Origin of the sequence: Bacillus bingmayongensis, assembly GCF_000299035.1 — a bacterium.
Lineage (GTDB): Bacteria > Bacillota > Bacilli > Bacillales > Bacillaceae_G > Bacillus_A > Bacillus_A bingmayongensis.
On sequence record NZ_JH921519.1, the window covers coordinates 314,596 to 337,808 of the forward strand.

Consider the following 23,213-nt stretch of genomic DNA (forward strand, 5'->3'; position numbering starts at 1 on the left):
AATAATCAAGGAATGTTTGCCATATCATAAATTATTGCCGCACGATTTTTTCTGTATCTTCTTTTCGATACTTCTGCTTCGTCGCTTCCCCGCCTCTTAGATGGCGAATCGACTTATGATAATCTAGAATTTCTTTCACTTCATTTGCGAGCTCTGGATTAATTTCTGGTAAACGTTCTGTCAAATCTTTATGAACTGTACTCTTTGATACTCCAAACTCTTTCGCAATCACACGAACTGTTTTTCTTGTCTCCACGATATACTTGCCAATCTTGATAGTTCTCTCTTTGATGTAATCGTGCACACCACTCGCCTCCCTATATTGGATGTGAGAAGTGTGAAATGAGACTCGCTGCATATGACTAAGAAGTAAATTCGAGTGCTGTTTGTAAGCGTTAAGCATTCTGGAATTTATAATGAAATGATTCACGATTTCTCACCTCAAACACTCTCTTTGCATTGGTTTATATCATTGTATTGCTCGCATTACTGATATATGCTACAAGTTGAGTATTTTTGAGGACTAAGATGACAAAAATTTATTTTTTAAATAAAAAAACACATAAAAAGCTTTATATAAACTTCTCATGTGTTTTTGGTATCTCATAAAAATGAATCAATTCATTTTTAATATATTATTTTTTAGTAGCTTTCTGCTCACCGGAAACAATTTTGGAAAATTGATTCATTGTGGTATCCGTAGAAATGGACCAACGCTTAATTTCTAATGGATCCTGTTCTGATGTTGCATAACCTTGCGAACTAGTAAATGCTAAAGACATTTTCAATTCCTTTAACACTTCAATAGTCTCTTTATTGTATTTCCCTAATGGATATGACATATATTTTGTTTTTAAGATTTGTTGACTCTTTGCCATATCATTTTTAACTTCATTTTTTGTTTTACTTGTTAAAGCTGGTGAACCATTAACATCATCACGCAGATTATGTGTGTGACTTCCAAATTCAAAGACATCTTTCATTTTATTCATTTCCACTTTACTTAATGGTTGGACTTTTTGAACATTCAATTTTTGTTCTTTGTCTACGATTTTAGAAGTAACCGCAAACGAAACTGCATGCATTTTATATTTTTTCAAAACAGGATATGCATATACATAATTTGATTTTGATGAATTATCAAAAGTAATTAAAACACTTTTTTCAGGAAGTTTCTTTTTTTCTTTCATAAACTCATTAAATTCTTTTAATGTAAGAGCATGATACTTATTATCAGCCAAATATTTCATTTGCTTTTCAAACATTTCAACAGATAAAGCTGTGTTCCGATTTTTCAGTTCTGGGCTTACCTTTTTATCTTTATCCTTTGATAAATAATAATAAGTCAAAACTGGGATTTTTTGTTCTTCACTACCTTTACTAAAAACAGCAAATAAGATTCCACCAATCAACACAACTGCTGCAGCAATAAAAATAAATAATTTTTTTGAACCTTTACTCTCTCTAGCTTTCAATCTAAAACTCCCCCTCAAACACAACAAAAAACGCAGTATTTTTAAAATTACACTGCACCTCAATATTGCTTTCTTATGTAAAAATCACAATTAGTATTATACGTTTAAAAGTTGGAAATTCCAATAGGTGTATAAAAAGAAAGACACCCGCTAATTATAGGAGTGTCATTCTTCTCGATCACATTCTTCTTCTAGTAATTGATGGTGGGGAACTTCTTTCTTACTAGCAATGTAATAATATAAAGTAAATAAAATAAACAATAAAATAAGAGCAATCGACAGAACAAATAAAAATGACACAGAATCCCCTCCTTTTCTTAATATATATTCGAGAATTCTGTCCAATTTCCTTGTTATTGCTATTTTTTCCGAAAAACGAATTATTTTTATATAATAGTAAAAAAATCAGTCCCCCTAGTAAGAACTGATTTTTTCATTTTACTATTCTTGCGTAGAAGAAGAATCGCTAGATGATTCCGTAGAACCATTTGTTGATTTCTCTTCTTTCTGCTGCTTGTCTTCTGTTTGGCTGTTTGTTGCCTTTTCATCAGCAGAACCATTTGTTGATTTCTCTTCCTTCTGCTGCTTGTCTTCTGTTTGGCTGTTTGTTGCCTTTTCATCAGCAGAACCATTTGTTGATTTCTCTTCTTTCTGCTGCTTGTCTTCTGTTTGGCTGTTTGTTGCCTTTTCATCAGCAGAACCATTTGTTGATTTCTCTTCTTTCTGCTGCTTGTCTTCTGTTTGGCTGTTTGTTGCCTTTTCATCAGCAGAACCGTTTGTTGACTTCTCTTCCTTCTGCTGCTTGTCTTCTGTTTGGCTGTTTGTTGCCTTTTCATCAGCAGAACCATTTGTCGCTTTTGCTGCTCCTGCTTCTGCTTTTACATCTGTCGCAAGTTTGTTAAGGTAACGCTCTGGATTGACAGCTACATTATCTTTACGTACTTCAAAGTGTACATGGGAACCTGCTTCCTTATTCATTGCGCTTAAGCCGGATTTTCCTAACACTTCACCTTGTGCAACTTTTGCACCTTTTTCTACTTTTACACTGCCTAAGCTTTGATAAGATGTCGCAAGACCATTTCCATTATCAACTGTTATAACATAACCGAGAAGTGAATCTTTTTCCGCTTTTGTTACTGTACCGCTTAAAGCAGCTGTAACATCAAATTCTTTCCCATTTTTCGCAGCAATATCGATTCCTTTATTAGGAGAATATGTGTTGTTATAAAAGACAAGTGCTTGTTCTTGCTCCTCCTCTGTTGCTGCATCCTCATAAAACTTCTTCTTCACAACAACTTCTGCATTCGCTGCAGCTGGCATTTTCACAACTTCTGAAGACTTCGTTACCGGTATTCCTGGATCTTCCGTTTGGCTATACGGCGTTGCTTGCTCTTTATTAGGCGCTTTCTTTGGATTAGCTGCCTGGAACCATAGAGCAACCGTCAAGATTACCGCTGCACATGCAATATAGATTGCCGGAAATACCCACCGTTTTTGAAATAAATGAACTACTTTTCGCGACTTTTTATTATTCCTTCCTCGCATTCTATCATCACCTCAGCAATCATTTTGAACAATATTCATTCATCCTATACAACCTATAACTAATTACTTTTCGACAAAATATGTAAATATATGTATAGAAATTACAAAATTTCCGAGGAAATGATAGAAAAAAGAAAAAACTGAGCGCTTTGGCTCAGTTTTTTAGTCTAGTTGTTTCTTTTTGTAAACGAAGAGGCATACAAGTAAAGCAATTACAAACCAAACGAGTATATTCAACAGATCACCACTAATACTGCTAAATCCATTACCTTTTACTAAACTTTGAAGTGCCTTATCAATATGAAAGGTTGGAAGATATCCGATCACCGTTTTTATTGTTTTATTTTCAACAAGTGGCTCAAATTGGACCGCTAAATAAAGCGTCATTAAAATTGGCATTCCAATAAGTGATGTTTGCGGTACAGATGAAGCAAGTAGCCCAATTATTGTACCGATTATGATAAATAGGAGTGTTCCACATAGAAACAGAAAACCTAATAACGGAAGATTTCCATCTAACTGATCTAGAATGAATAAGTTCGCAATACAAATGACAACCGTAATACATACTGTTAATATACTTTTTCCAATGAGTACTTCAGACGAAGACGCTGGGGATAACATTAACACACGTAACGTATGTTTCTCTTTCTCTTCTGCAATAACCATAGATTGAACAAATCCCGCAACAAATAGAAACGTCATAAGTATAATTGTTCCTAAACCGGCTCCAGATCCTTGACCAAACCGGCTAAATATGAAAGCAAATACAAGTGGCATTGCCGCCATTAACAATACTTGTGAATTTGACTTAAAATCCTGTACCTCTTTCCGAAAAATTGCTGATACACGTCTCATTGAAAATGTCATTATAATCCCCTCCCAGTTACTTCAATAAAAATATCCCCCAAAGTCGGCTCATGCGAATGAATCGATAATAATTCACCTTTTTTCATCCATTCTGAAATCCGTTTTGCCCCTAATTCATCTTTTTGCACGGTTTCTTTTTTCTTATCTTTTAAAACAACTTCAATTTTGTTTTTTGCATATTGTAAACGGAGATTTTCTGGTGTATCAAGCGCTACAATTTCTCCGCCGCATAAGAAGGCAATGCGGTCGCAAAGTGTTTCTGCTTCATCCATGTTGTGCGTTGTTAAGAAGATTGTTGTTCCTTCTTTATTTAAATCTCTTAAGATATTATGAATGTTTTGAACGTTCACTGGATCAAGCGCGGACGTTGGTTCATCTAAGAAGAGCATATCTGGTTTATGCAGGATTGCTCGTGCTAACGTAACACGTTGCTTCATCCCCTTTGATAATTTTTTGACTGATGTTTTTTTATCTTCTAATAGATTCACTTGCGATAGCACTTCATCAATTCGTTCTTTTTTGCAGTCGTATAAGTCACAAAATAATAGTAAGTTATCATAAATGCTAAGTCTTTCATATAAACCGCTATTATCTGTTAAAATGCCAATTCGTTTATAATCGATGCTGCTTGGTCCTGTAATATCCTTTCCTAGTACTCTCACTTTTCCAACACTATGAAGCAATTGGGAAGTTAAAATTTTCACTGTTGTTGTTTTTCCTGATCCACTCGGTCCAAGAAACCCGAAGATCTCCCCTTGCTTTACTTCAATATTTACATTTCGAAGTGCCGTTTTCTCATTAAAGGTTTTCATTACATCCTTCATTTCAATTGCCAATGTCATTTCGTCATCCCCTTTGTTTTTTCTTCTATAGATAAAATTAGCTTCAGCGACTCGTTTGCCGCCTCGGCTTGTTGTGTTTGCTTTTCTTGACTCAATCATATGAAAAACAAAGGGATTACGCAGTAAAATACCGGTAAAAGGCGTATTTTTACCGGTGAATGAATCCTATTTCTGTCCCACTAGCGCATAATTACAGTCCAATAACATCTTTTAATTCATCCATTCGACCTTTCGAAAGTGGAATGGAACTTTTTCGTTCATCATCTAAAATTAAACTAAAGCTATTACGAGTCCAAGTGATAACTTCTCGTACACGCTGTAAGTTAACAAGGTAAGAACGATGACATCTAAAAAATCCAAATCCTTTTAATCTCTCTTCTAATTCACTTAATGTTAACGCACAAACAAAGTCCCCTTCGCGAACATGAATATGCGTCGTTCCATTTTGCGTTTCGATAAAGTGAATCTCCGTTGGATCAAGTAAAATGATTTTATCGCTCACTTTTGCCGGGATTCTTTCAAGCTTCATTTGCGGAATCATTTGGACAACTTTTTCTGGATCTATCTCTTCATCTTCTTCCTGCTCAATTTCTACTTTTTTAACGCCATCTTGATTTAATATATACACATCTTCTGTTAAAGAGAGTGCATCCGACAAAAAGGATGATGTAATAAAGATGGCCTTCCCTTGTTCTTTCAACCGCATGATTGCTTTTCGAATGATAATTGTACTTTCGATATCTACATTTTGTTCGGGTTCTTCAAAAATGATTAGATCTGGGTTATGAATGATAACCCGGCCAATATGAAGACGACGTTTTTCGGAAAAGGAAAGCTTTTCGATTTTGACATTCATCTTATCGAGTAAACCAACATGTTGGACAACTTCTTCTATGCTAATATTCGATTCATATAATCCGGATAAAAAAGCAAAATATTCTTTCACTTTCAAACGATCATATGCTTCATCTTTTAAAAAACAAAAACCAATGCGCGAGTAAACTTTCTTTCCCATTGGCTCCCCATCAAATAAGACACTCCCTGCAGACGCTTCTTCTTCACCAATCATAATGCGGTGCAAAACTTTCGCAGTATGATTGTTACATTGCAGCACAACACATTGTCCTTTTTCAATTTCTAGCTGAACCATCGGTAACTGATTTGTCTTCCCCAATTGTTTTAGCTCCAGTAACGCCATTCTTTCTCCTCCAGATGAGTTTTTATTTCATTATACCAAATACCAAACAACTAACGGAAAATTATGGTATTCATCCCAAAAACAAAAAGGAGCTAATTCAGATTAGCTCCTTTTTTGTCGAATCGCCGATAAATACAAAAACAAGCGACATACAATCGTTATTTCTGCTTCACCATATAGCTCTTCAACTGATCACGAAGCGCTCTTTTCAAAAACTTTCCGACAGATGTTTTTGGAATCTCCTCGACAAATAAGATATCATCTGGCAGCCACCATTTTGGGAACTGGTCTTCTAATAATGCATAGAGCTCTTCTTGTTCTACTGTTTGTCCTTCTTTTAATACAGCACAAGCAACAGGACGTTCTTGCCATTTTTCATGCGGCACGGCAACGACGGATGCTTCTAATACTTTGTCATGTGCCATTAAGGCGTTTTCTAAATCAACGGAGGAAATCCATTCGCCGCCACTTTTAATTAAGTCTTTCGTACGGTCAGCAATTTTAATAAACCCTTCCGGATCGACTGTTACAATGTCTCCTGTATGCAGCCATCCGTCTTTCATCGATTCTTCAGTCCGTTCATCATTATAGTAGCTTCCAGCGATCCATGGTCCGCGCAAGCAAAGCTCGCCCATTTCTTCACCATCCCACTTGATTTCCCCTTCTGGACCAATGACTTTCATTTCAAGACCTGGGAATAAGTAACCTTGGCGGGAGCGTAACTCATAATATTCTTCTTTCGGTAAATCACGCTGATATGATTTTGGGCAGTTAATGACAACAGCTGGACTTGTTTCGGTCATCCCATATATTTGCCTAAAAGCAATTCCGTATTTCTCCTCATATGTGCGAATCATACTTCTCGGTGCTGCTGATCCACCTGACCAAATCGTACGAATACTACTAATATCATACGAATACTTTTCAAGCTCTTGTAATAGGCCAATCCAAATTGTTGGTACGCCAGCGGTAATCGTCACCTTCTCACGTTCAATAAGCTGTGCTAAAATTTCCGGAGTAAAGTGTGGCCCTGGTAAGACGAGCGTTGTTCCAAACCATGTACCAGCAAAAGGAAGTCCCCATGCGTTTACATGGAACATCGGAACGACAGGCATACAAATGTCTACTTCTGATATATTACCGCCGTCTACAAGGCCGAGCGTATAACTATGGAGTGCTATACTACGGTGTGTATACACCACGCCTTTCGGTTTTCCCGTCGTTGCAGAAGTGTAGCACATACCTGCAGGTTCTTTTTCATCTAAGTCTGTTATAAATGGAAATGTTTCGTCGCCTTCTTCAAGTAGTTTATCGTAATGATATGCTGGTGATAGTGTTGTGTGAGGTAGTTCTTGATCATCTGTCATAATAATAAATGCTTTCACATGAGGAATTTCGTGTTGAATGCTTTCTAATACAGGAACCATATCTTCATCAACAAGAATGATTTTATCTTCGGCGTGGTTAATGATATAAGAAATGTGATCTGCAGAGAGCCGTAAGTTAATCGTATGTAACACCGCCCCAATTCCTGGAATCGCAAAATACGCCTCTAAATGGCGGTGATGGTTCCAAGCGATTGTTCCAACTTTGTCCCCTCTATCAATCCCCATTTTACTTAGTACACTAGCAAGCCGTCTTGTCCGCTTCGCAATCTCTCCGTACGTCAATGTTTGAATACGAGATGCAGTGCGCGAGACAACTTCCTTTTTTGAAAAATACTTCTCCGCCCGTTCCATCATCGCTGGAATGAGGAGTGGTACATCCATCATCATATTTCATGCCCCCTGTTATTATTTTATATATACACATACATCTGTATTATAACACGGCAGTACTAGACAAAATATGGTAAGCTTTCTTTTGTTTTCTACAAAAAATGACATCTTATTATCTAACTTTCTTACCTTCAAAAAACAAGGAGATATCCACAAGTAGCTGAATAGCTACTTGTGGATATCTCCTTCCTTCGACTTGAACTACCTTAATAATTTGCGTATTAAAATCCTAATTCCCTCTACTATACGTAAATACATCCTATAAAACAGAATCATTTATTTTTACAAGATTGTCAGTATACACATACAAGAGAGACTAAAGCTAAGTTTTAAAATCAATTCTGCTTTATAGAACGCATCCACAAGTAATATTTTACCACATGAATTATTTATTATTTGATTTCTAATTCATTATGCAAAATTGCATTTAAAAACACATTGATAAAATCGAAAGCGCTTACTATAATCAGAGTATCGAGATTTTAGATATTTTAATATTTAAACAAACAGGAGGTAATCATATGGAAATCACAATGGCTGTATTAAAATTTATCGGTGGCGTAATCCCATTAGTACAAGAACTTTTAAAAGCAGTAATGTAAGTTCATTACTCCGCAATTATTTTAATATTTATTATACAAATGATCTGCATATCAAAGTGTTTTTGATATGCAGATCATTTGTATGAGCAAAATTTGTTAAAGAAAAAGAATCCTATAGGCATAAGAGGACTCTTTTTCTTTATGAGCTTATTCATTTATGAATATCACATTATTCCTTAGTAGATAAAATACGGATTAAAAAGAATAACTCTATGCAATCATCCATATGAAGCAAGTAAAAAGAGTAATTTTCATCATTAGCTAGAAAAAAGTCCATCTAGTATGATGGACTCAGTACTACTTCTTATTTAGTTCTTCGCCATTAACTTTCCTTCATAATCGTTGAGCGTTTTAATTTCGATACCTTTATAGTAATGAGCAACAATTTCTGTATACCCTTTTCCCTCTTTCGCCATTCCGTTGGCACCGTACTGGCTCATACCAACACCATGACCATATCCTTTCGTTGTGACGACAATGCTCTTTCCTTGTTGTTTCCATGTAAAGTCAGAAGAACGTAAAGCTAATTTGTCGCGCACTTCTTTTCCTGTTAACGTTTTTCCTTGAAACTCTACATCCTTCACCCGTTTTCCTTCTGTACGTTCTTTAATATTACCGACTTTCCCATTCGCAAGCACCTTTACGCCAAGACGCTTTTGAAAATCATCTACAGTAAATGTTTGTTCACTCGCAAACTTTGGAGCAGTTTGATCCCATGGACTGTCTACACTTTTCAAATATGGTAAGTCCCTTCCCCAGTAGTCTGCAGCATTTTCCGTATAGCCGTTACTTGTTGAGAAGAAGGACGCTGTAATGGGAGTACCTTCATAAGTTAAAACTTGTCCGGCTGTTTTAGACACAGCTTCTTCAATCTTCTTCAAGTTTTTCTCATAATCTTTGCCCCATGTTTTCTTTAACTCTTCTTTACTATGGTAGACTTGATCACCCACCGTATCTGTCACATCCGCATTATTTTTCTTACTTCCACTTAGCATAAGCTGTACAATAAATGTCCTTGCCGCTAATGCCTGTGCCTTTAATGCCTCTATTTCAAAGCTAGCATTCATCTCAGAAGCTACTACACCTGCAACATACTCTTCCATCGGCACTGTTTCTACCTTCTTTTGCTGACTGCGATACACAGCAACTTGCACAGCAGTATTTACCTTTGCAGGAGCTGGCACATTTTGAACGGCTGGAGGATTTTGAGGCGACTGACTTATCTTCTCTTTCGTAAACGGAATGACAAGTACGGTCGGTACAATAATGACGAGCGCCACTAAGAGCGCTACTGTAATGAAAAGTGGCTTTGAAATTTTCATCTTTTTCCCTCCGATATAAAGTGAAACCTTAATCAGCCCGTACCAATTGGGCTCTTACGGGTAGCCCGTCTCCCACCTAACTTCTTTAGAAAAGCGGAAGCGGCTCGCTCAGAATCGCAAGACGTTGGAGCTCCCGACAGAGAGGCGCTTTTTGCCTCGTCTGAGAGGGCGAAAAGACCAGAGATTCTAGCCGCTAGAGCTGGACAATGCTTTTGCTGAATTTTGAGGTGGGAGTCTTACTGCCCTAAAATAGCGGGATAAATTGGATTCATTTCATTCTTATGGAGCATAGCGAGCTTTTAGAACATATCGGGAGGAAGTTCTTCTAATAGCAAGTAGCAGCAAAGCTTCTTTTCAAACAAACGAATTTTCGAAATATTTTTACTGAAACGTGCATAAGTTGGGTGTTTCTTGACTATAACAGTAATAGAAAAAAAATCGCCCCTATGTCAAAAGACATAGAGACGATTTCAATTAAGCGTGAAGATCAGAAATTTGTTGTTCTTTCACTTCTTCTACTTTTTCGTTTACACGTTCAATTGTTGCACCTAATGCAGCTAATTTCTCATGGAAGTTTACATATCCACGATCAAGGTGTTTTAATTCTGTTACACGTGTGTAACCGTCTGATACTAAACCAGCTAGAATTAATGCCGCTGCAGCACGTAAGTCAGTTGCTGCTACTTCTGCACCTTGTAAGTTGTTAGGTCCATTCATAATAACAGAACGACCTTCAATTTTAATATCTGCATTCATACGACGGAATTCTTCAACATGCATGAAGCGGTTTTCAAATACCGTTTCTGTGATCATGCTTGTTCCATCAGCATGTAATAACAATGCCATCATTTGTGATTGCATGTCTGTTGGGAAACCAGGATGAGGCATTGTTTTAATATCAACGGCTTTTAATTTACTTGGGCCGATAACACGTACGCCTTCATTTTCCTCAATAACCTTAACACCCATTTCTTCCATTTTCGCTGTGATAGAACGTAAATGTTCTGGTACAGCATTTTCAATTAAGATGTCTCCACCAGTAATTGCTGCTGCAACCATAAACGTCCCTGCTTCAATACGGTCAGGAATAATAGAATGGTGTGCACCATATAATTTATCAACGCCCTCGATACGAATCGTTCCAGTTCCAGCTCCGCGTACTTTTGCTCCCATTGCATTTAAGAAGTTAGCTAAGTCAACGATTTCTGGTTCTTTCGCTGCGTTTTCAAGTATTGTTGTCCCTTTTGCTAATGTAGCAGCAGACATAATGTTTTCTGTTGCACCTACACTTGGGAAGTCTAAGTAAATTTTCGCGCCTTGTAATTGTCCATCTACATAAGCTTCAACAAATCCATTACCAACTTTTACTTTCGCTCCCATTGCTTCAAAGCCTTTTAAATGTTGGTCAATTGGACGTGAACCAATTGCACATCCACCAGGAAGTGCAATACGAGCACGGCCATTACGTGCTAATAGTGGTCCCATTACTTGAACGGACGCACGCATTTTACGTACATATTCAAATGGTGCTTCAATATTTAAATCCTTTGAAGCATCAATCGTTACTTGGTTATTTTCAAATACGACTTCAGCATTTAAATGACGTAATACCTCATTAATTGTGTATACATCAGACAAAACTGGTACTTCAGATAGTACATTCTTTCCATCACTCGCTAATAGGGCTGCAGCGATTATTGGTAATACAGCATTTTTCGCGCCCTCAACACGCACTGTGCCGTTCAACCGCTTTCCGCCACGGACGATGATTTTTTCCAATTTATTCCCCTCCGTGTCCTTTTTTCAATATCTATTCAATACTCAGAAGTTATGATCGGTGTGCCAACCACAATTGTATCTTTGTTGTCTGTAGAACGTATTGCTATTTGCACATTGATTTTCTCTCTATTTGTTGAAAGAGCGTCATTCCACTTTTTATTATATGCCGAGACTGACACAAATGCTCTTTCTTCTATCTCTTCGATCGCTCTTGCTGAAAGATCTTTCAAAACCTGATTGGTTTTATTTTGCAAAACACCTTCAATCTTATCATCCAGTACACCTTGAACACAAGTGTAAATTTTAGGTTTTGTACTAAAAATTTTATCCATTTTTTGAATATTTTTAGGATCCCATTTTGCCCCACTCACTTCAAAGATAATGAAAGTGTTTTCTTTAGTATTTTCATTACTCCAAGTGACTACTATTCGTTCTTCATGAGAAGAAAATTTGTTGTATGCTGTGGCTTTATATCCGTTATGAGATTGCTCCAATTCCCATTTTTGAACATTCGCTTTTTCTTTCAATTCATTTAACAATTTTTGAAACGTATGTATGTTAGAAATGGTTTTGGTTTCTCGTGCTAACCATGACCACCGCTCTACCTCTGTTCCGTTTTTTTCAAGAGCTGCGATCATACTCTCCATTTTCTCTTCGTCACTTACGGGCTTTATCTCTTTATACCCGACCAAGAATACGACAATACTTACGACAACAATAAGAATTGTTTTCAAGGTTTTCAAGTTTCATCCCCTCCTATCCCCATTGTTAACGGAGATATGAGGTTCTATACACTTACTTTACTAAATACGTTAAACTCTTCGAATACCCTAAATAATCAAGGAAAAAGTTGCTGACAGATGTCCCGATTGCGATCGTAACAAGAATGAGTAAAACCCTCGTCTGCAATACCTTTCCAGATTTCATCAGGCGTTCGATATGGATACCTTGTAAGGCCCACCACGTAATGGTAATAAACAATAAATGCGAAACAATCGCAATCAGTGCTTGTTGCCCTAAAAGTTGCGCCAAAAAAATCGACTCCTTTTGTTTGGCTTACCATCACTTAGGATGCAAAACGATCCCATACAAATGGAAACCACACTTTTTCCTGCCTAAATAGGCAGTATAAAGTTTTCCCTTCGAAAGAAGCTAAAGGGGCACTACCTATTTTGCTTGGAACATCTCTCGTACTAATAGAGCTCCACAATAAAAAGCGTAGAGCAGTAACTCTACACTTTTTATTTTCACTATTGTACCACGTTCCCAGTAAAGAAGAAATCTTTCATTAATGGAAAATATTCATAGAAGAAATTGTAACCAATTGCCGGTAGAATCCCGAGTAATACGGTTGCAATTGCGCAAAAACTAATAACAACTTTCAAGTTGAACGGTAAGTGTACCGGGTCTTCTTCACTACTCTTTCGAAAGAACATTTGCTGCAAAATGCGGAAATAATATACGAATGAGATAACCGTTGTGCCCATCATGACTGATGCTAGCACGTAATGAGCTGGACTCGCTGTAAAGGCGCTTAAGAAAATGTTAACCTTTCCGATAAAACCAGCTGTTCCTGGAATTCCTGCCAAAGATAGAATAAAAATAGTCATCGCTGCGGCGCCAAACGGAGAGCGTTTGTATAAACCGGAGAAAATTGTTATATTTTCCTTTCCGCTTTGTAAGATTAATCCATGGATGACTGCAAAAGCTCCTATATTCATCAGCACGTATGCCAGCATATAAAACCACATACTATCCATCGTAAATGGCGATAACGCTACAAGCGGAACGAGTAAATATCCAGCATGTGCTATGCCAGAATAGGCAAACAGACGCTTCACGCTGTATTGCTTTAACGCTACGACATTACCTATGATCATCGTAATAATGGCCAGTACAGCAATATATACGCTCATATTAGAGAATACTGATTGCTCACTTCCATGAACCGGTATAGCGCCGAATACCATAAGGAACAATCTTATCATCATAATAAACCCAGCGATTTTAGAGATTGTCCCGAGGAAAGCTGTAACAGGTACCGCGGACCCTTCATATACATCCGGTGCCCACATATGAAACGGCACTGTCGCAATTTTAAAGGATAAACCAACAAACAGAAGCAAGAAAGCAAGTGATAACAAAAGCCCGATGCTCCCATCCACGCCTTGCATGAGAACTTCCTGCATAGCAACTATATTAGTCGATCCCGTAATACCATATAAATAGCTCATTCCAAAGAGCGTAATGGCCGTCCCAATTCCGCCATTAATGACATATTTCATCCCCGCTTCATTCGAAGCACGATTTTTCTTTCGAATCCCCACTAAAATATACGAAGACAGTGATAACAACTCTAGGCCAATAAAGAGCGTAATAAAATCGACGCTAGACGCCATGAACATCGCCCCGAGAACTGCCATTAGAAATAAGTAATAATATTCTCCTTTATCTTGAATCGGCTCTTTTTTATCATCGCTCATCGCCATACATAAAACGAGGATTGCTCCAATTAATAGTAACGTTTTAAACCCTTTTGCAAACCCATCTAGTACAAACGAGCCACTTAAAATGTCCCCAGCTGGTTCACTATATAGTGTAATTAATGCGATAAGTGATAACACCGCAGCTCCAATCGCACCAATCCCTAAATACTTACGATCAAACCTTAGAAATAAATCAAGAAGCGAGAGAAGGATGGCCGCCCCAAGAATGATGAACTCCGGTACCATTAAGTGCCAAGATAAGATAAGTAATGTATTCATATCCATCCTATCTCACCCCCAATATTTTCACTGTGTATTGTAGTGGCGCCCCGAGCAACTCTGGCATAACACCGATTGCGATAATACAAGTAAAGAGGAGCACAATCGGAATGTATTCCCAGCCGCGAACATCCGGCCTCGCTTCCAATTCCTTCTTCCCAAATGTCACTTGAAGCGTCGCTCTTAAGACATATACTGCTGTTAAAATGATGCCGAGTGCACCAATTGCTGCGATGATTGGCTTCCCTTGAAATAGTCCGAGGAATGCGAGAAACTCACTAACAAATCCAGACATTCCTGGGAGGCCAAGCGAAGCCATACTTCCTGCTAATAAGAAACCACTTAACACCGGAACTTGTTTTGCGAGGCCGCCAAGCTTCGTAATGTCAGAAGTGCCGAAGCGCTGCTCAATCATGCCGAGCAAGAAAAATAGTAAGGCTGCAATTAAGCCGTGGGATACGACTTGAAATAGCGCTCCCTTCATGCCGGGTTCGTTAAGTGCCGCAAGTCCCATTAACACGATTCCCATATGCGAAATACTGGAGTAGGCGAGTACCTTTCGGAAATCTGTTTGAATCATCGCCAGAAAAGCACCGTACAGCAAATTGATTACTCCTAAAATCGCCATAAACGTTGCAAAGTCATGAAACTGCTCCGGGAATAGCCCTTTCCCAAAGCGAACAATGCCGTATGCCCCGATTTTGAGCAGAACACCTGCATGGAGCATCACCGCTGCAGGATGGGCCTCTACATGCACGTTCACCATCCAGCGATGCAAAGGAAATACCGGTAGCTTAATAGCAAAGGCAATCATAAGGGCAATGAATAATCCAAGCTGCAATGAATTTGAAATATCGCCTAGGAGCGATGTTTCCGCCCCAGTCAAAATATCTTTTAACGCTGTAATATTTGTTGTACCCGTTTTTGCAAAGAGGATAGAGAAAACGATGAGTAAAATTGCTGATCCAATTCCGTTATAAATCAAATAACTATAGGAGGCTTTTTCACTTTTCAATTTCCCCCACTTTCCGATAAGCAAAAACATCGGTGGTAATGTAATTTCAAAGAAGACAAAGAATAGAAGTAAATTTTCTGCTGCAAAGACACCAAGCATCCCAATTTCAAGTGTTAATAAGAGCATATAAAAGCCTTTTATATTTTTTTGAATGGAAAAGGCAGCAATTGCCGCAAGTGTTGCTAAAAGCGCTGTGAGCATCATCATTACAAGCGAAAACCCATCGATGCCAAGCTCATAATAAATAGAAAACAACTTTTCATCTACGTTCAGAAAGCTTCCAAATTGAATCCATTTCACCTTTTCAGCAAAGATCGTTAAGCTCTTTCCGGAAGCGTATGTACTAACTAAAACAATCGCGATGCCAAGCGGAAGAATTGTTCCGAACAAACCGAGGCCTCGCACTGCACGCACTTCCGTTTTCGGTGTTAACATAAGTAAGAGAATCCCTAGAAGCGGGGAGAAAATGAAGAACGATAATAAGAATGCATTCATTGCCAATACCCCCCTGTATATAACAGAATGACAACTAATGCCGCCAAAGAAACAGCTACCGCGGTTCCGTATACTTGTACGTTTCCGTTTTGAAGTTTAGAACCCGCAGTGCTTGCTCCTCTCACAATACCTACGATTAACCGGGCGATTCCTTCCACAATATATACTTCACATAAGCGAAGCACATAAGCGATTCCTTTTACGAGTGGGAGCACAGTCACATTATATATTTCATCTACATAATATTTTTCCTTAAGGAGGCTATATAAGACTGTTTCTCTTCCGCCAGCCCACTCTCTAGAGATGGAGCGTTTTCCATAGATGAGATATGCCAAGAAAATGCCCGCAAACGAAACGAGTGTCGCAATAATCATAATCCACACAGGACCATGACCTTGCTCTACTTGAAACGGGACATTCTTTGTAAGCCAGTCCCCAAGGAATGTTCCAAACCATGGCGTATTGATGTAACCTGCCAAAACTGCAAGAATACCAAGGACAATCATCGGGAATGTCATGACGCGCGGAGATTCATGCACATTCGCTTCTTTCTTTTCTTCTCCTGTAAAAACGAGAAAGTATAACCGGAACATGTAGAATGCCGTTAAGAATGCCGCGATAACCGCGAGGACAAACAACACATAATTGCCGTGCATCCACGCCCTAGCCAAAATTTCATCTTTACTAAAAAAACCTGAGAAAAGGGGAACACCACTAATTGCTAGCGTGCCGATTAAGAAAAGTATCCCCGTCACTTTCATTTTCTTCTGCAATCCGCCCATTTCATTAATGTTTTGCGTATGCACTGCATGAATGACGCTTCCGGCCGCTAAGAAAAGCAATGCTTTAAAGAAAGCATGTGTCGTTAAATGAAAGACGCCAGCCACGTATCCTGCCGAGCCAAGCGCGAGCATCATATAGCCGAGCTGGCTTACTGTTGAATATGCGAGGACTCTTTTTATATCCGTTTGTACGAGACCAATGGACGCAGCAAAGATTGCGGTAAAGGCGCCAACAATCGCGACTGTTTGCATCGCCACAGGACTTGCCGAGAATAGCGGAAACATCGTTGCCACTAAGTACACACCTGCCGCGACCATCGTTGCCGCGTGAATGAGTGCCGACACAGGCGTTGGCCCTTCCATCGCATCTGGTAACCACGTATGAAGCGGAAATTGCCCTGATTTCCCCATAGCACCAATAAAGATTAAAATTGCCGTGAGTGTTATCATGGTAGGTGATATATCTCCCATCTTCATCGCTTTAAAGATAACTTCATATTCGAAGCTACCAGCCTGCCAGAAGAGTAAAATCATCCCAATAAATAAACCGACATCTCCAATACGCGTCATAATAAACGCTTTTTTCGCAGCAGCCTTTGCTTCTTCTTTAAAGAAATAAAAGCCAATTAGTAAAAATGATCCAAGTCCAACTAATTCCCAAAATATATAGAGCTGTAGTAAATTCGTTGAGATGACAAGCCCAAGCATCGCAAATGTAAAGAGCCCTAAATACGCATAAAAGGTGGGCAACCTCTCATCGCCATGCATATATCCTTTTGAATACACATGTACAAGGAAACTAACGAGTGTCACAATAAAAAGCATCAAAGCATTTAATGCGTTAATCTCAAAACCAAACGAAAGATCTACATCACCAATTCGGAGCCATAACCACTGATGCTTTACTGTCTCCGATGAAAACCGTTCTATTAATACAGTCGCCGCACCCACAAAGGAAAGAAATGTGAGAAAGATGCCAAGTAAGCTGCTTCCTTCTCTCAATTTTTCCCCAAACATAACGAGCAAAAAAAACGAGGCAAGCGGGAAAAGCGGTATGAGCCATGCATAATCGATCATCGTTTCCTTCCCCCTTTTCGGTCACAATTAACCTTTCAGCGAATCCATTTCATCTACGTTAACTGTTGTACGATTACGATATAACGCAATTAATATTGCAAGTCCAACTGCCGCTTCAGCTGCCGCAACGGACATCGTAAACAGTGAAAAGATTTGTCCTGTTAAATTCGGAAAAAAGCCTAATTTACTAAAAGCAACTAAGTTTAAGTTCGCCGCATTTAACATCAGTTCAATACAAACTAAGACAATGACCGTATTCCGCTTTGTTAAAGCCCCGAATAAACCGATGCAAAATAAAATAATTGCAAGAGCTAAGTAGGCGGAAGCTGGAACACTACTCATTGGAATCCCCCTCTTTCTCATCCTTCTTCGCAAGTACAATTGCCCCAACAAGCGCAACAAGTAGAATAACCGACGTTAATTCAAATGGAATGACATATTTCGAATACAAGAGTGTGCCAATTTGAAGTGTATTTTGTTCATGAAGCGGTAAGCTTCCTTGTACACTTCGATTTGTAAAGTCTATATTATTAACAGCAAAGTACATCACCGTGCCAAACGCTACTACTGCAAAAAAGATAAGCAATTTACGAAAACTAAAACTAGATTCACTTTCAGCGTCATGTTTCGTTAGCATAATGCCGAAAATCATAATAATCGTAATTGCCCCAGAATAAATTAAAATTTGCGCGATTCCAACAAACTCTGCCGATAAGAGAAAGTACAACCCCGCAATGCTAAGAAACGTAAACACAAGGGCGAGCATCATGTGCATAACTTTCGTTAAGTTCAGCATAAGAATCCCGCCGATGATCGCCGTTAAGGACAAGGCAAAAAATGCTACCAACTCGCCGTTCATGCTTTATTCTCCTTTCTGACGTTCTCATCATTTTCATCTAGCCACTGCAAATTTTTAAACAAATCATCACGCGTATACTCCGCTAGCTCAAAATTGTTTGTCATAACAATCGCCTCGGTTGGACAAACCTCTGTACATAAATCGCAAAGGATACAAATTTCAAAATTAATATCGTACGTATCAATGATTTTTCCTTTTTTCGTAGGGTCCGGATGCTTCTTTCCTGTTAGTTGAATACAATCAGTGGGGCAAATGTTGGCACATTGATTACAAACAATACATTTTTCTGGATAAAACTTTTGAATCCCTCGAAAGCGATCTGGTAGTGGCAATGGTTGATTGGGATAATCGTAGGTTACTTTTTTCTTGCTTAAGTTGCTGAGTGTATACTTTAATCCTTTAAATAGTCCTTTCATATCTTAGTGGCACCCCCTTTTAGATTAGAAGAACAATTCTTTAATCAATGCCGTTAAGAAAATATTTGCAAGCGCGATTGGCAATAATACCTTCCAGCCAAACTCCATCAATTGATCGCCTCGCAGGCGTGGGAACGTGACGCGGAACCAAATAAGCAGAAAAACTACCGCGCTAAACTTTAAGGCAAACCATACAGCTCCAGGAATAAAGCCAAGGAACATAACTGGATTCCATCCTCCTAGAAAGAGCACCGTAATGAGCGAAGCCATGCCAAAGAAGTATACGTATTCAGAAAGCATAAAGAATGCCCAGCGAAACCCTGAATATTCCGTATGATATCCAGAAACAAGTTCCGATTCCGCCTCTGGTAAGTCAAACGGCGTCCGGTTGAGCTCTGCAACCGCTGCGATTAAGAAAATCACAAAGCCGATTGGCTGCGCAAAAATGTACCAAACCTTCTCCTGCGCTGCTACGATTTCATTTAAATTAAGGCTGCCAGCTAATAAGACCACGCCAATTACGCTCATTACAAGCGGAATTTCATAGGAAATCATTTGCGCCGCCGCACGCATCCCGCCTAAAAGTGAATATTTATTGTTTGATGCCCATCCCCCGGTCACAACACCAATCGTTGTAATACCTGATACAGCGATATAGTAAAGAAGCCCTACTCCAATATCTGCAAACTGAAATTTATCCGTAAATGGAATGACCGCAAGCACCATAAAAGCTGGTGCAAATGCGATAACAGGCGCCAATATAAACAGCGGCTTATCTGCAGCTTTCGGAATGCTGTCTTCTTTTAATAAAAGCTTTAAAACGTCAGCAACTGTTTGCAGTAAACCGAATCTGCCGCCGACCTGATTCGGACCAATCCGCCCTTGCATAAATCCCATCACCTTTCGCTCTGCTAAAATCCCATATGTAACAAATCCAAGGACGGCAAATAGTAGGAGGACCGCTAATCCGAAAAAAATGAAAAAATTTGTCCAACTCGCCGATGACTCTAAGAGACGCTCCATCATCACCCATCAACCTCCCCAAGCACAATATCAACGCCACCTAAAATCGTAATTAAGTTCGCGATATTTTCGCCCTTCAAAAGCTTCGGTAAAATTTGAAGGTTGTAGAAAGATGGCCTGCGAAATTTTAAGCGATACGGTTCTTTCTTCCCTTCACTAGCAATATAACAGCCAATTTCTCCGCGCGGTGACTCGATGCGGACAAATGCCTCTCCCTTTGGCGCCTTAATAATTTTTGGCACTTTCGCCAGTACTTGCCCTTCTGCTGGGAATTGCTCAGCCGCTTGTTCAATAATTTTGAGGGATTCCTCAATTTCCTCCATTCGGCAAACGTAACGATCCCATGCATCTCCGACCGTACCTACCGGAACATCAAAATCAAAGCGCTCATAAATAGAGTACGGCTCATCCTTACGAAGATCCCACTTCACGCCTGTGCAGCGTAAATTCGCCCCGCTCAGCGAATAAGAAAGTGCATCTTCCGCGCTGTATATTCCGACGCCCTTCACACGATTTAAGAAAATTTCATTTCCGCTCACAAGGTCGTGATAGCCTTTCAATTGTTCTCTCATATATGGAACAAACTCCCGAACCTTCTCAATCCAACCATCCGGTGCATCCCACTTTACACCACCCACTCGCATGTAATTGAACGTTAGCCGCGCACCACAAAGTTCATTTAAGAGATTGATAATCATCTCTCGCTCCCGGAATGCGTATAGAAACGGGCTAACCGCTCCAATATCAAGAAGGTTTGTTCCCCACCAGACGAGGTGACTCGCAACGCGGCCAAGTTCCATCGCAAGTACTCTTAAATATTCTGCACGCTCTGGAATTTCAAGGCCCATCATCGTCTCAACAGCGTGACAGATCACATAGTTATTTGTCATCGCTGATAAATAGTCCATTCGGTCTGTATAAGGGATAATTTGTGTATACTGCAAGCTCTCTGCGATTTTCTCTGTTCCGCGGTGTAAATAACCAATGACAGGTGTAGCTTCCTTAATAATTTCCCCATCAATTTTAATAACAAGCCGAAATACACCGTGCGTACTCGGGTGCTGTGGTCCTACATTTAAAAGCATTTCTTCTGTACGGATCATATTGCTACACCTCCACATCGAGCGGCTCATAATCTTTTCGAAGCGGATGTCCCGCCCAATCATCTGGCATTAAAATACGCGTTAAATTCGGATGCCCTTCAAAGACAACACCAAGTAAATCATACGCTTCTCGCTCCGGCCAATTCGCCCCGTTCCATAGCGGCGCAATCGATGCCACCTGCGGCGCTTCCCTATCCAGCTTCACCTTCACCGCCACAGACTGTTTCTTACCATACGAAAACAAGTGAACATACACTTCCATATGTGTAACAAAGTCCGTCGCATGCAGCTCCGACATATAATCAAAGGCAAGTCCTTCATGGCACTTTAATAATTCCATCACTTCGTAGTAACTTTCCGGCTTAATAACAAGCGTTGGCACATCCTTTGAAAGTTTATTAATATGGTAATCTTCTAATAAATGTTCACCCATTTTCTCCTGAATAATCTCTACATAAGCATCCAAATATGGCTGATTCGGTGATGGTTCTTCCTGATTCGGTTCTTCTTCTTTCTTGCCTACAGCACCTCTTGCCTTGGCAGCTGCTGCTGCGATTGCCTTCGCCTTTTCATCGTCAGATGGTGCTCCACCTTCTGACGTTTTCTGCTTTGCTAGCGCGGCCGCTTTTGCTTTCGCCGCTGCAACTGCCTTCGCTTTCGCTTTTCCCTTCTCCTCTTCCGATGTCGCTCCGCCTTCTGATGCTTTCTGCTTTGCTAGCGCGGCTACTTTTGCTTTCGCCGCTGCGGCTGCCTTTGCCTTCGCTTTTGCCTTCTCCTCTTCCGATGTCGCTCCGCCTTCTGACGCTTTCTGCTTTGCTAGCGCGGCCGCTTTTGCTTTCGCCGCTGCGGCTGCCTTCGCCTTCGCTTTTGCCTTCTCCTCTTCCGATGTCGCTCCGCCTTCTGACGCTTTCTGCTTTGCTAGCGCGGCCGCTTTTGCTTTCGCCGCTGCGGCTGCCTTCGCCTTCGCTTTTGCCTTCTCCTCTTCCGATGTCGCTCCGCCTTCTGACGCTTTCTGCTTTGCTAGCGCGGCCGCTTTTGCTTTCGCCGCTGCGGCTGCCTTTGCCTTCGCTTTTGCCTTCTCCTCTTCCGATATCTCTCCGCCTTCTGACACTTTTTGCTTTGCTGATGTGGCTGCTTTCAATTCCTCTATACTTAACTCACCATCTTTTGGTAGCGCTTTCTCTTTTACTTTTTCTTGTACCTCATCTGTAGACATTTCCGCCTCATGTTTAGCAGCAAGCCGTTTCCGCGCTTCTTCTCTTGCATGTCTTGCGGCCTCTTTTTTCATATCCTCTATCTCTTTATTTGGATCGCTCATCTATTCGTCACCTGCTTTCCAGTCTTTGCTTCGTAACGAATCTTCTCTTTTAATTTATTAATCCCGTAAATTAAAGCAGCCGGGTTTGGGGGACAACCTGGAATGTACACATCTACCGGTACGATTTGGTCCACTCCTTTCACAACAGCGTACGAGTTCACATACGGGCCACCAGCTGTCGCGCAGGACCCCATCGCAATAACCCACTTCGGTTCTGGCATTTGATCGTATAAACGACGCACAATTGGTGCCATTTTCTTTGTCACTGTTCCTGAAACAATCATGACATCTGATTGTCTCGGCGATGTCCGGAAAAATGATCCAAACCGGTCTAAATCATAGTGAGACGAACCTACTCCCATCATTTCAATCGCGCAGCATGCAAGTCCAAATGTCATCGGCCATAAAGAATTACTACGCGCCCATCCCTTCACCTGCTCTAATGTTGTAAAGAAGATATTTCTCTCTAATTCCGCCCGTTCCTGTGGATGTAGCTCTTCGAAATTTATAGCCATTGTAACACCTTCTTTTTCCAAGCATACGCCAAACCAACGAGTAGCATAATGACAAAAATCAACATTTCAACAAGTGCGAACAAGCCAAGCTTGTCATATGCAACGGCCCACGGATATAAAAATACGGTTTCCACATCAAAAATGACAAACAATAATGCAAAAATATAATAACGAGCATGAAAACGAACATTTGCATCATGATAAGGCTCAATTCCACTTTCATACGTCGTTGCCTTCGCTGCACTTGGTTTATGTGGGCGCAGCAGCTTCCCTAACGTAAGAGCCACTACCGGCAGCAATATGCCCAATAGTAAAAAGATACCAACAATCATATAACTATTTTCATATACATTCGCCACCCTGAAACCCTCCCCTCTAAATTAAGAACAAGTTCACTTAGTAAACAATATGTCTCACCTGCATTATTTATTATT

The 23,213-nt window shown here is 39.9% G+C and carries 23 protein-coding genes; all 23 read right to left on the reverse strand.

Annotated elements, in window-relative coordinates:
- Positions 1 to 31: 31 nt before the first annotated feature.
- The 23 genes from spoIIID to Y7E_RS0122765 all read right to left on the reverse strand — a co-directional run bounded on the left by spoIIID (position 32) and on the right by Y7E_RS0122765 (position 23,138).
- Positions 32 to 304, reverse strand: a complete 273-nt coding sequence (gene spoIIID / locus Y7E_RS30240; RefSeq protein WP_016112657.1) for a sporulation transcriptional regulator SpoIIID — start codon at positions 302 to 304, stop codon at positions 32 to 34.
- Between the two features lie 331 nt (positions 305 to 635).
- On the reverse strand, positions 636 to 1,475 hold the full coding sequence (locus Y7E_RS0122655) for a polysaccharide deacetylase family protein (protein ID WP_017153523.1): 840 nt from the start codon (positions 1,473 to 1,475) through the stop codon (positions 636 to 638).
- 165 nt (positions 1,476 to 1,640) lie between these two features.
- Complete coding sequence (locus Y7E_RS0122660; protein ID WP_017153524.1) at positions 1,641 to 1,775, reverse strand: hypothetical protein; 135 nt, start codon at positions 1,773 to 1,775, stop codon at positions 1,641 to 1,643.
- Between the two features lie 141 nt (positions 1,776 to 1,916).
- Positions 1,917 to 3,020: a stage II sporulation protein SpoIIQ gene (locus Y7E_RS0122665; RefSeq protein ID WP_017153525.1), complete on the reverse strand. Its 1,104-nt coding sequence runs from the start codon at positions 3,018 to 3,020 to the stop codon at positions 1,917 to 1,919.
- A gap of 162 nt (positions 3,021 to 3,182) precedes the next feature.
- Positions 3,183 to 3,890, reverse strand: coding sequence for an ABC transporter permease (locus Y7E_RS0122670; RefSeq protein ID WP_017153526.1), 708 nt, complete (start codon positions 3,888 to 3,890; stop codon positions 3,183 to 3,185).
- Positions 3,890 to 4,732 (reverse strand): ABC transporter ATP-binding protein, encoded by an 843-nt coding sequence (locus Y7E_RS0122675; protein ID WP_017153527.1) that lies wholly within the window; start codon positions 4,730 to 4,732, stop codon positions 3,890 to 3,892. Before Y7E_RS0122675 ends, Y7E_RS0122670 begins: the two co-directional genes overlap by 1 nt.
- 190 nt (positions 4,733 to 4,922) lie before the next feature.
- Positions 4,923 to 5,930, reverse strand: a complete 1,008-nt coding sequence (locus tag Y7E_RS0122680) for a LytTR family transcriptional regulator DNA-binding domain-containing protein (RefSeq protein WP_017153528.1) — start codon at positions 5,928 to 5,930, stop codon at positions 4,923 to 4,925.
- A gap of 158 nt (positions 5,931 to 6,088) precedes the next feature.
- Positions 6,089 to 7,705, reverse strand: a complete 1,617-nt coding sequence (locus Y7E_RS0122685; RefSeq protein ID WP_017153529.1) for a long-chain fatty acid--CoA ligase — start codon at positions 7,703 to 7,705, stop codon at positions 6,089 to 6,091.
- 913 nt (positions 7,706 to 8,618) lie between these two features.
- Entirely contained in the window at positions 8,619 to 9,632 is a 1,014-nt protein-coding gene (gene spoIID / locus Y7E_RS0122695; protein ID WP_017153531.1) for a stage II sporulation protein D, read from the reverse strand.
- A 474-nt stretch (positions 9,633 to 10,106) separates the two neighbouring features.
- Positions 10,107 to 11,411, reverse strand: coding sequence for a UDP-N-acetylglucosamine 1-carboxyvinyltransferase (gene murA / locus Y7E_RS0122700; RefSeq protein WP_017153532.1), 1,305 nt, complete (start codon positions 11,409 to 11,411; stop codon positions 10,107 to 10,109).
- Between the two features lie 35 nt (positions 11,412 to 11,446).
- On the reverse strand, positions 11,447 to 12,154 hold the full coding sequence (locus Y7E_RS0122705) for a YwmB family TATA-box binding protein (RefSeq protein ID WP_017153533.1): 708 nt from the start codon (positions 12,152 to 12,154) through the stop codon (positions 11,447 to 11,449).
- Positions 12,155 to 12,206: 52 nt separating this feature from the next.
- Entirely contained in the window at positions 12,207 to 12,443 is a 237-nt protein-coding gene (locus Y7E_RS0122710) for a DUF1146 family protein (RefSeq protein WP_017153534.1), read from the reverse strand.
- A 218-nt stretch (positions 12,444 to 12,661) separates the two neighbouring features.
- Positions 12,662 to 14,176, reverse strand: coding sequence for an NADH-quinone oxidoreductase subunit NuoN (nuoN, locus tag Y7E_RS0122715; protein WP_026049316.1), 1,515 nt, complete (start codon positions 14,174 to 14,176; stop codon positions 12,662 to 12,664).
- 7 nt (positions 14,177 to 14,183) lie between these two features.
- Positions 14,184 to 15,686, reverse strand: coding sequence for an NADH-quinone oxidoreductase subunit M (locus Y7E_RS0122720; protein WP_017153536.1), 1,503 nt, complete (start codon positions 15,684 to 15,686; stop codon positions 14,184 to 14,186).
- Complete coding sequence (gene nuoL / locus Y7E_RS0122725; RefSeq protein ID WP_017153537.1) at positions 15,683 to 17,545, reverse strand: NADH-quinone oxidoreductase subunit L; 1,863 nt, start codon at positions 17,543 to 17,545, stop codon at positions 15,683 to 15,685. Before nuoL ends, Y7E_RS0122720 begins: the two co-directional genes overlap by 4 nt.
- Before the next feature lie 27 nt (positions 17,546 to 17,572).
- Positions 17,573 to 17,887 (reverse strand): NADH-quinone oxidoreductase subunit NuoK, encoded by a 315-nt coding sequence (nuoK, locus tag Y7E_RS0122730; RefSeq protein ID WP_017153538.1) that lies wholly within the window; start codon positions 17,885 to 17,887, stop codon positions 17,573 to 17,575.
- Complete coding sequence (locus Y7E_RS0122735) at positions 17,880 to 18,404, reverse strand: NADH-quinone oxidoreductase subunit J (RefSeq protein ID WP_017153539.1); 525 nt, start codon at positions 18,402 to 18,404, stop codon at positions 17,880 to 17,882. The genes nuoK and Y7E_RS0122735 overlap by 8 nt, the downstream gene beginning before the upstream one ends.
- Complete coding sequence (gene nuoI, locus Y7E_RS0122740; RefSeq protein WP_017153540.1) at positions 18,401 to 18,820, reverse strand: NADH-quinone oxidoreductase subunit NuoI; 420 nt, start codon at positions 18,818 to 18,820, stop codon at positions 18,401 to 18,403. Before nuoI ends, Y7E_RS0122735 begins: the two co-directional genes overlap by 4 nt.
- A 24-nt stretch (positions 18,821 to 18,844) precedes the next feature.
- Positions 18,845 to 19,846 carry an NADH-quinone oxidoreductase subunit NuoH gene (gene nuoH, locus Y7E_RS0122745; protein WP_017153541.1) on the reverse strand — a complete coding sequence of 334 codons (1,002 nt, stop codon included), beginning with the start codon at positions 19,844 to 19,846 and terminating at the stop codon, positions 18,845 to 18,847.
- Complete coding sequence (gene nuoD / locus Y7E_RS0122750; protein ID WP_017153542.1) at positions 19,846 to 20,946, reverse strand: NADH-quinone oxidoreductase subunit NuoD; 1,101 nt, start codon at positions 20,944 to 20,946, stop codon at positions 19,846 to 19,848. The genes nuoH and nuoD overlap by 1 nt, the downstream gene beginning before the upstream one ends.
- A 4-nt stretch (positions 20,947 to 20,950) precedes the next feature.
- A complete protein-coding gene (locus Y7E_RS0122755) occupies positions 20,951 to 22,264 on the reverse strand; it encodes an NADH-quinone oxidoreductase subunit C (protein ID WP_017153543.1) in 1,314 nt (437 codons plus the stop codon).
- On the reverse strand, positions 22,261 to 22,779 hold the full coding sequence (gene nuoB / locus Y7E_RS0122760; protein ID WP_017153544.1) for an NADH-quinone oxidoreductase subunit NuoB: 519 nt from the start codon (positions 22,777 to 22,779) through the stop codon (positions 22,261 to 22,263). The genes Y7E_RS0122755 and nuoB overlap by 4 nt, the downstream gene beginning before the upstream one ends.
- Complete coding sequence (locus Y7E_RS0122765; RefSeq protein WP_000024631.1) at positions 22,770 to 23,138, reverse strand: NADH-quinone oxidoreductase subunit A; 369 nt, start codon at positions 23,136 to 23,138, stop codon at positions 22,770 to 22,772. Before Y7E_RS0122765 ends, nuoB begins: the two co-directional genes overlap by 10 nt.
- Positions 23,139 to 23,213 lie beyond the last annotated feature (75 nt).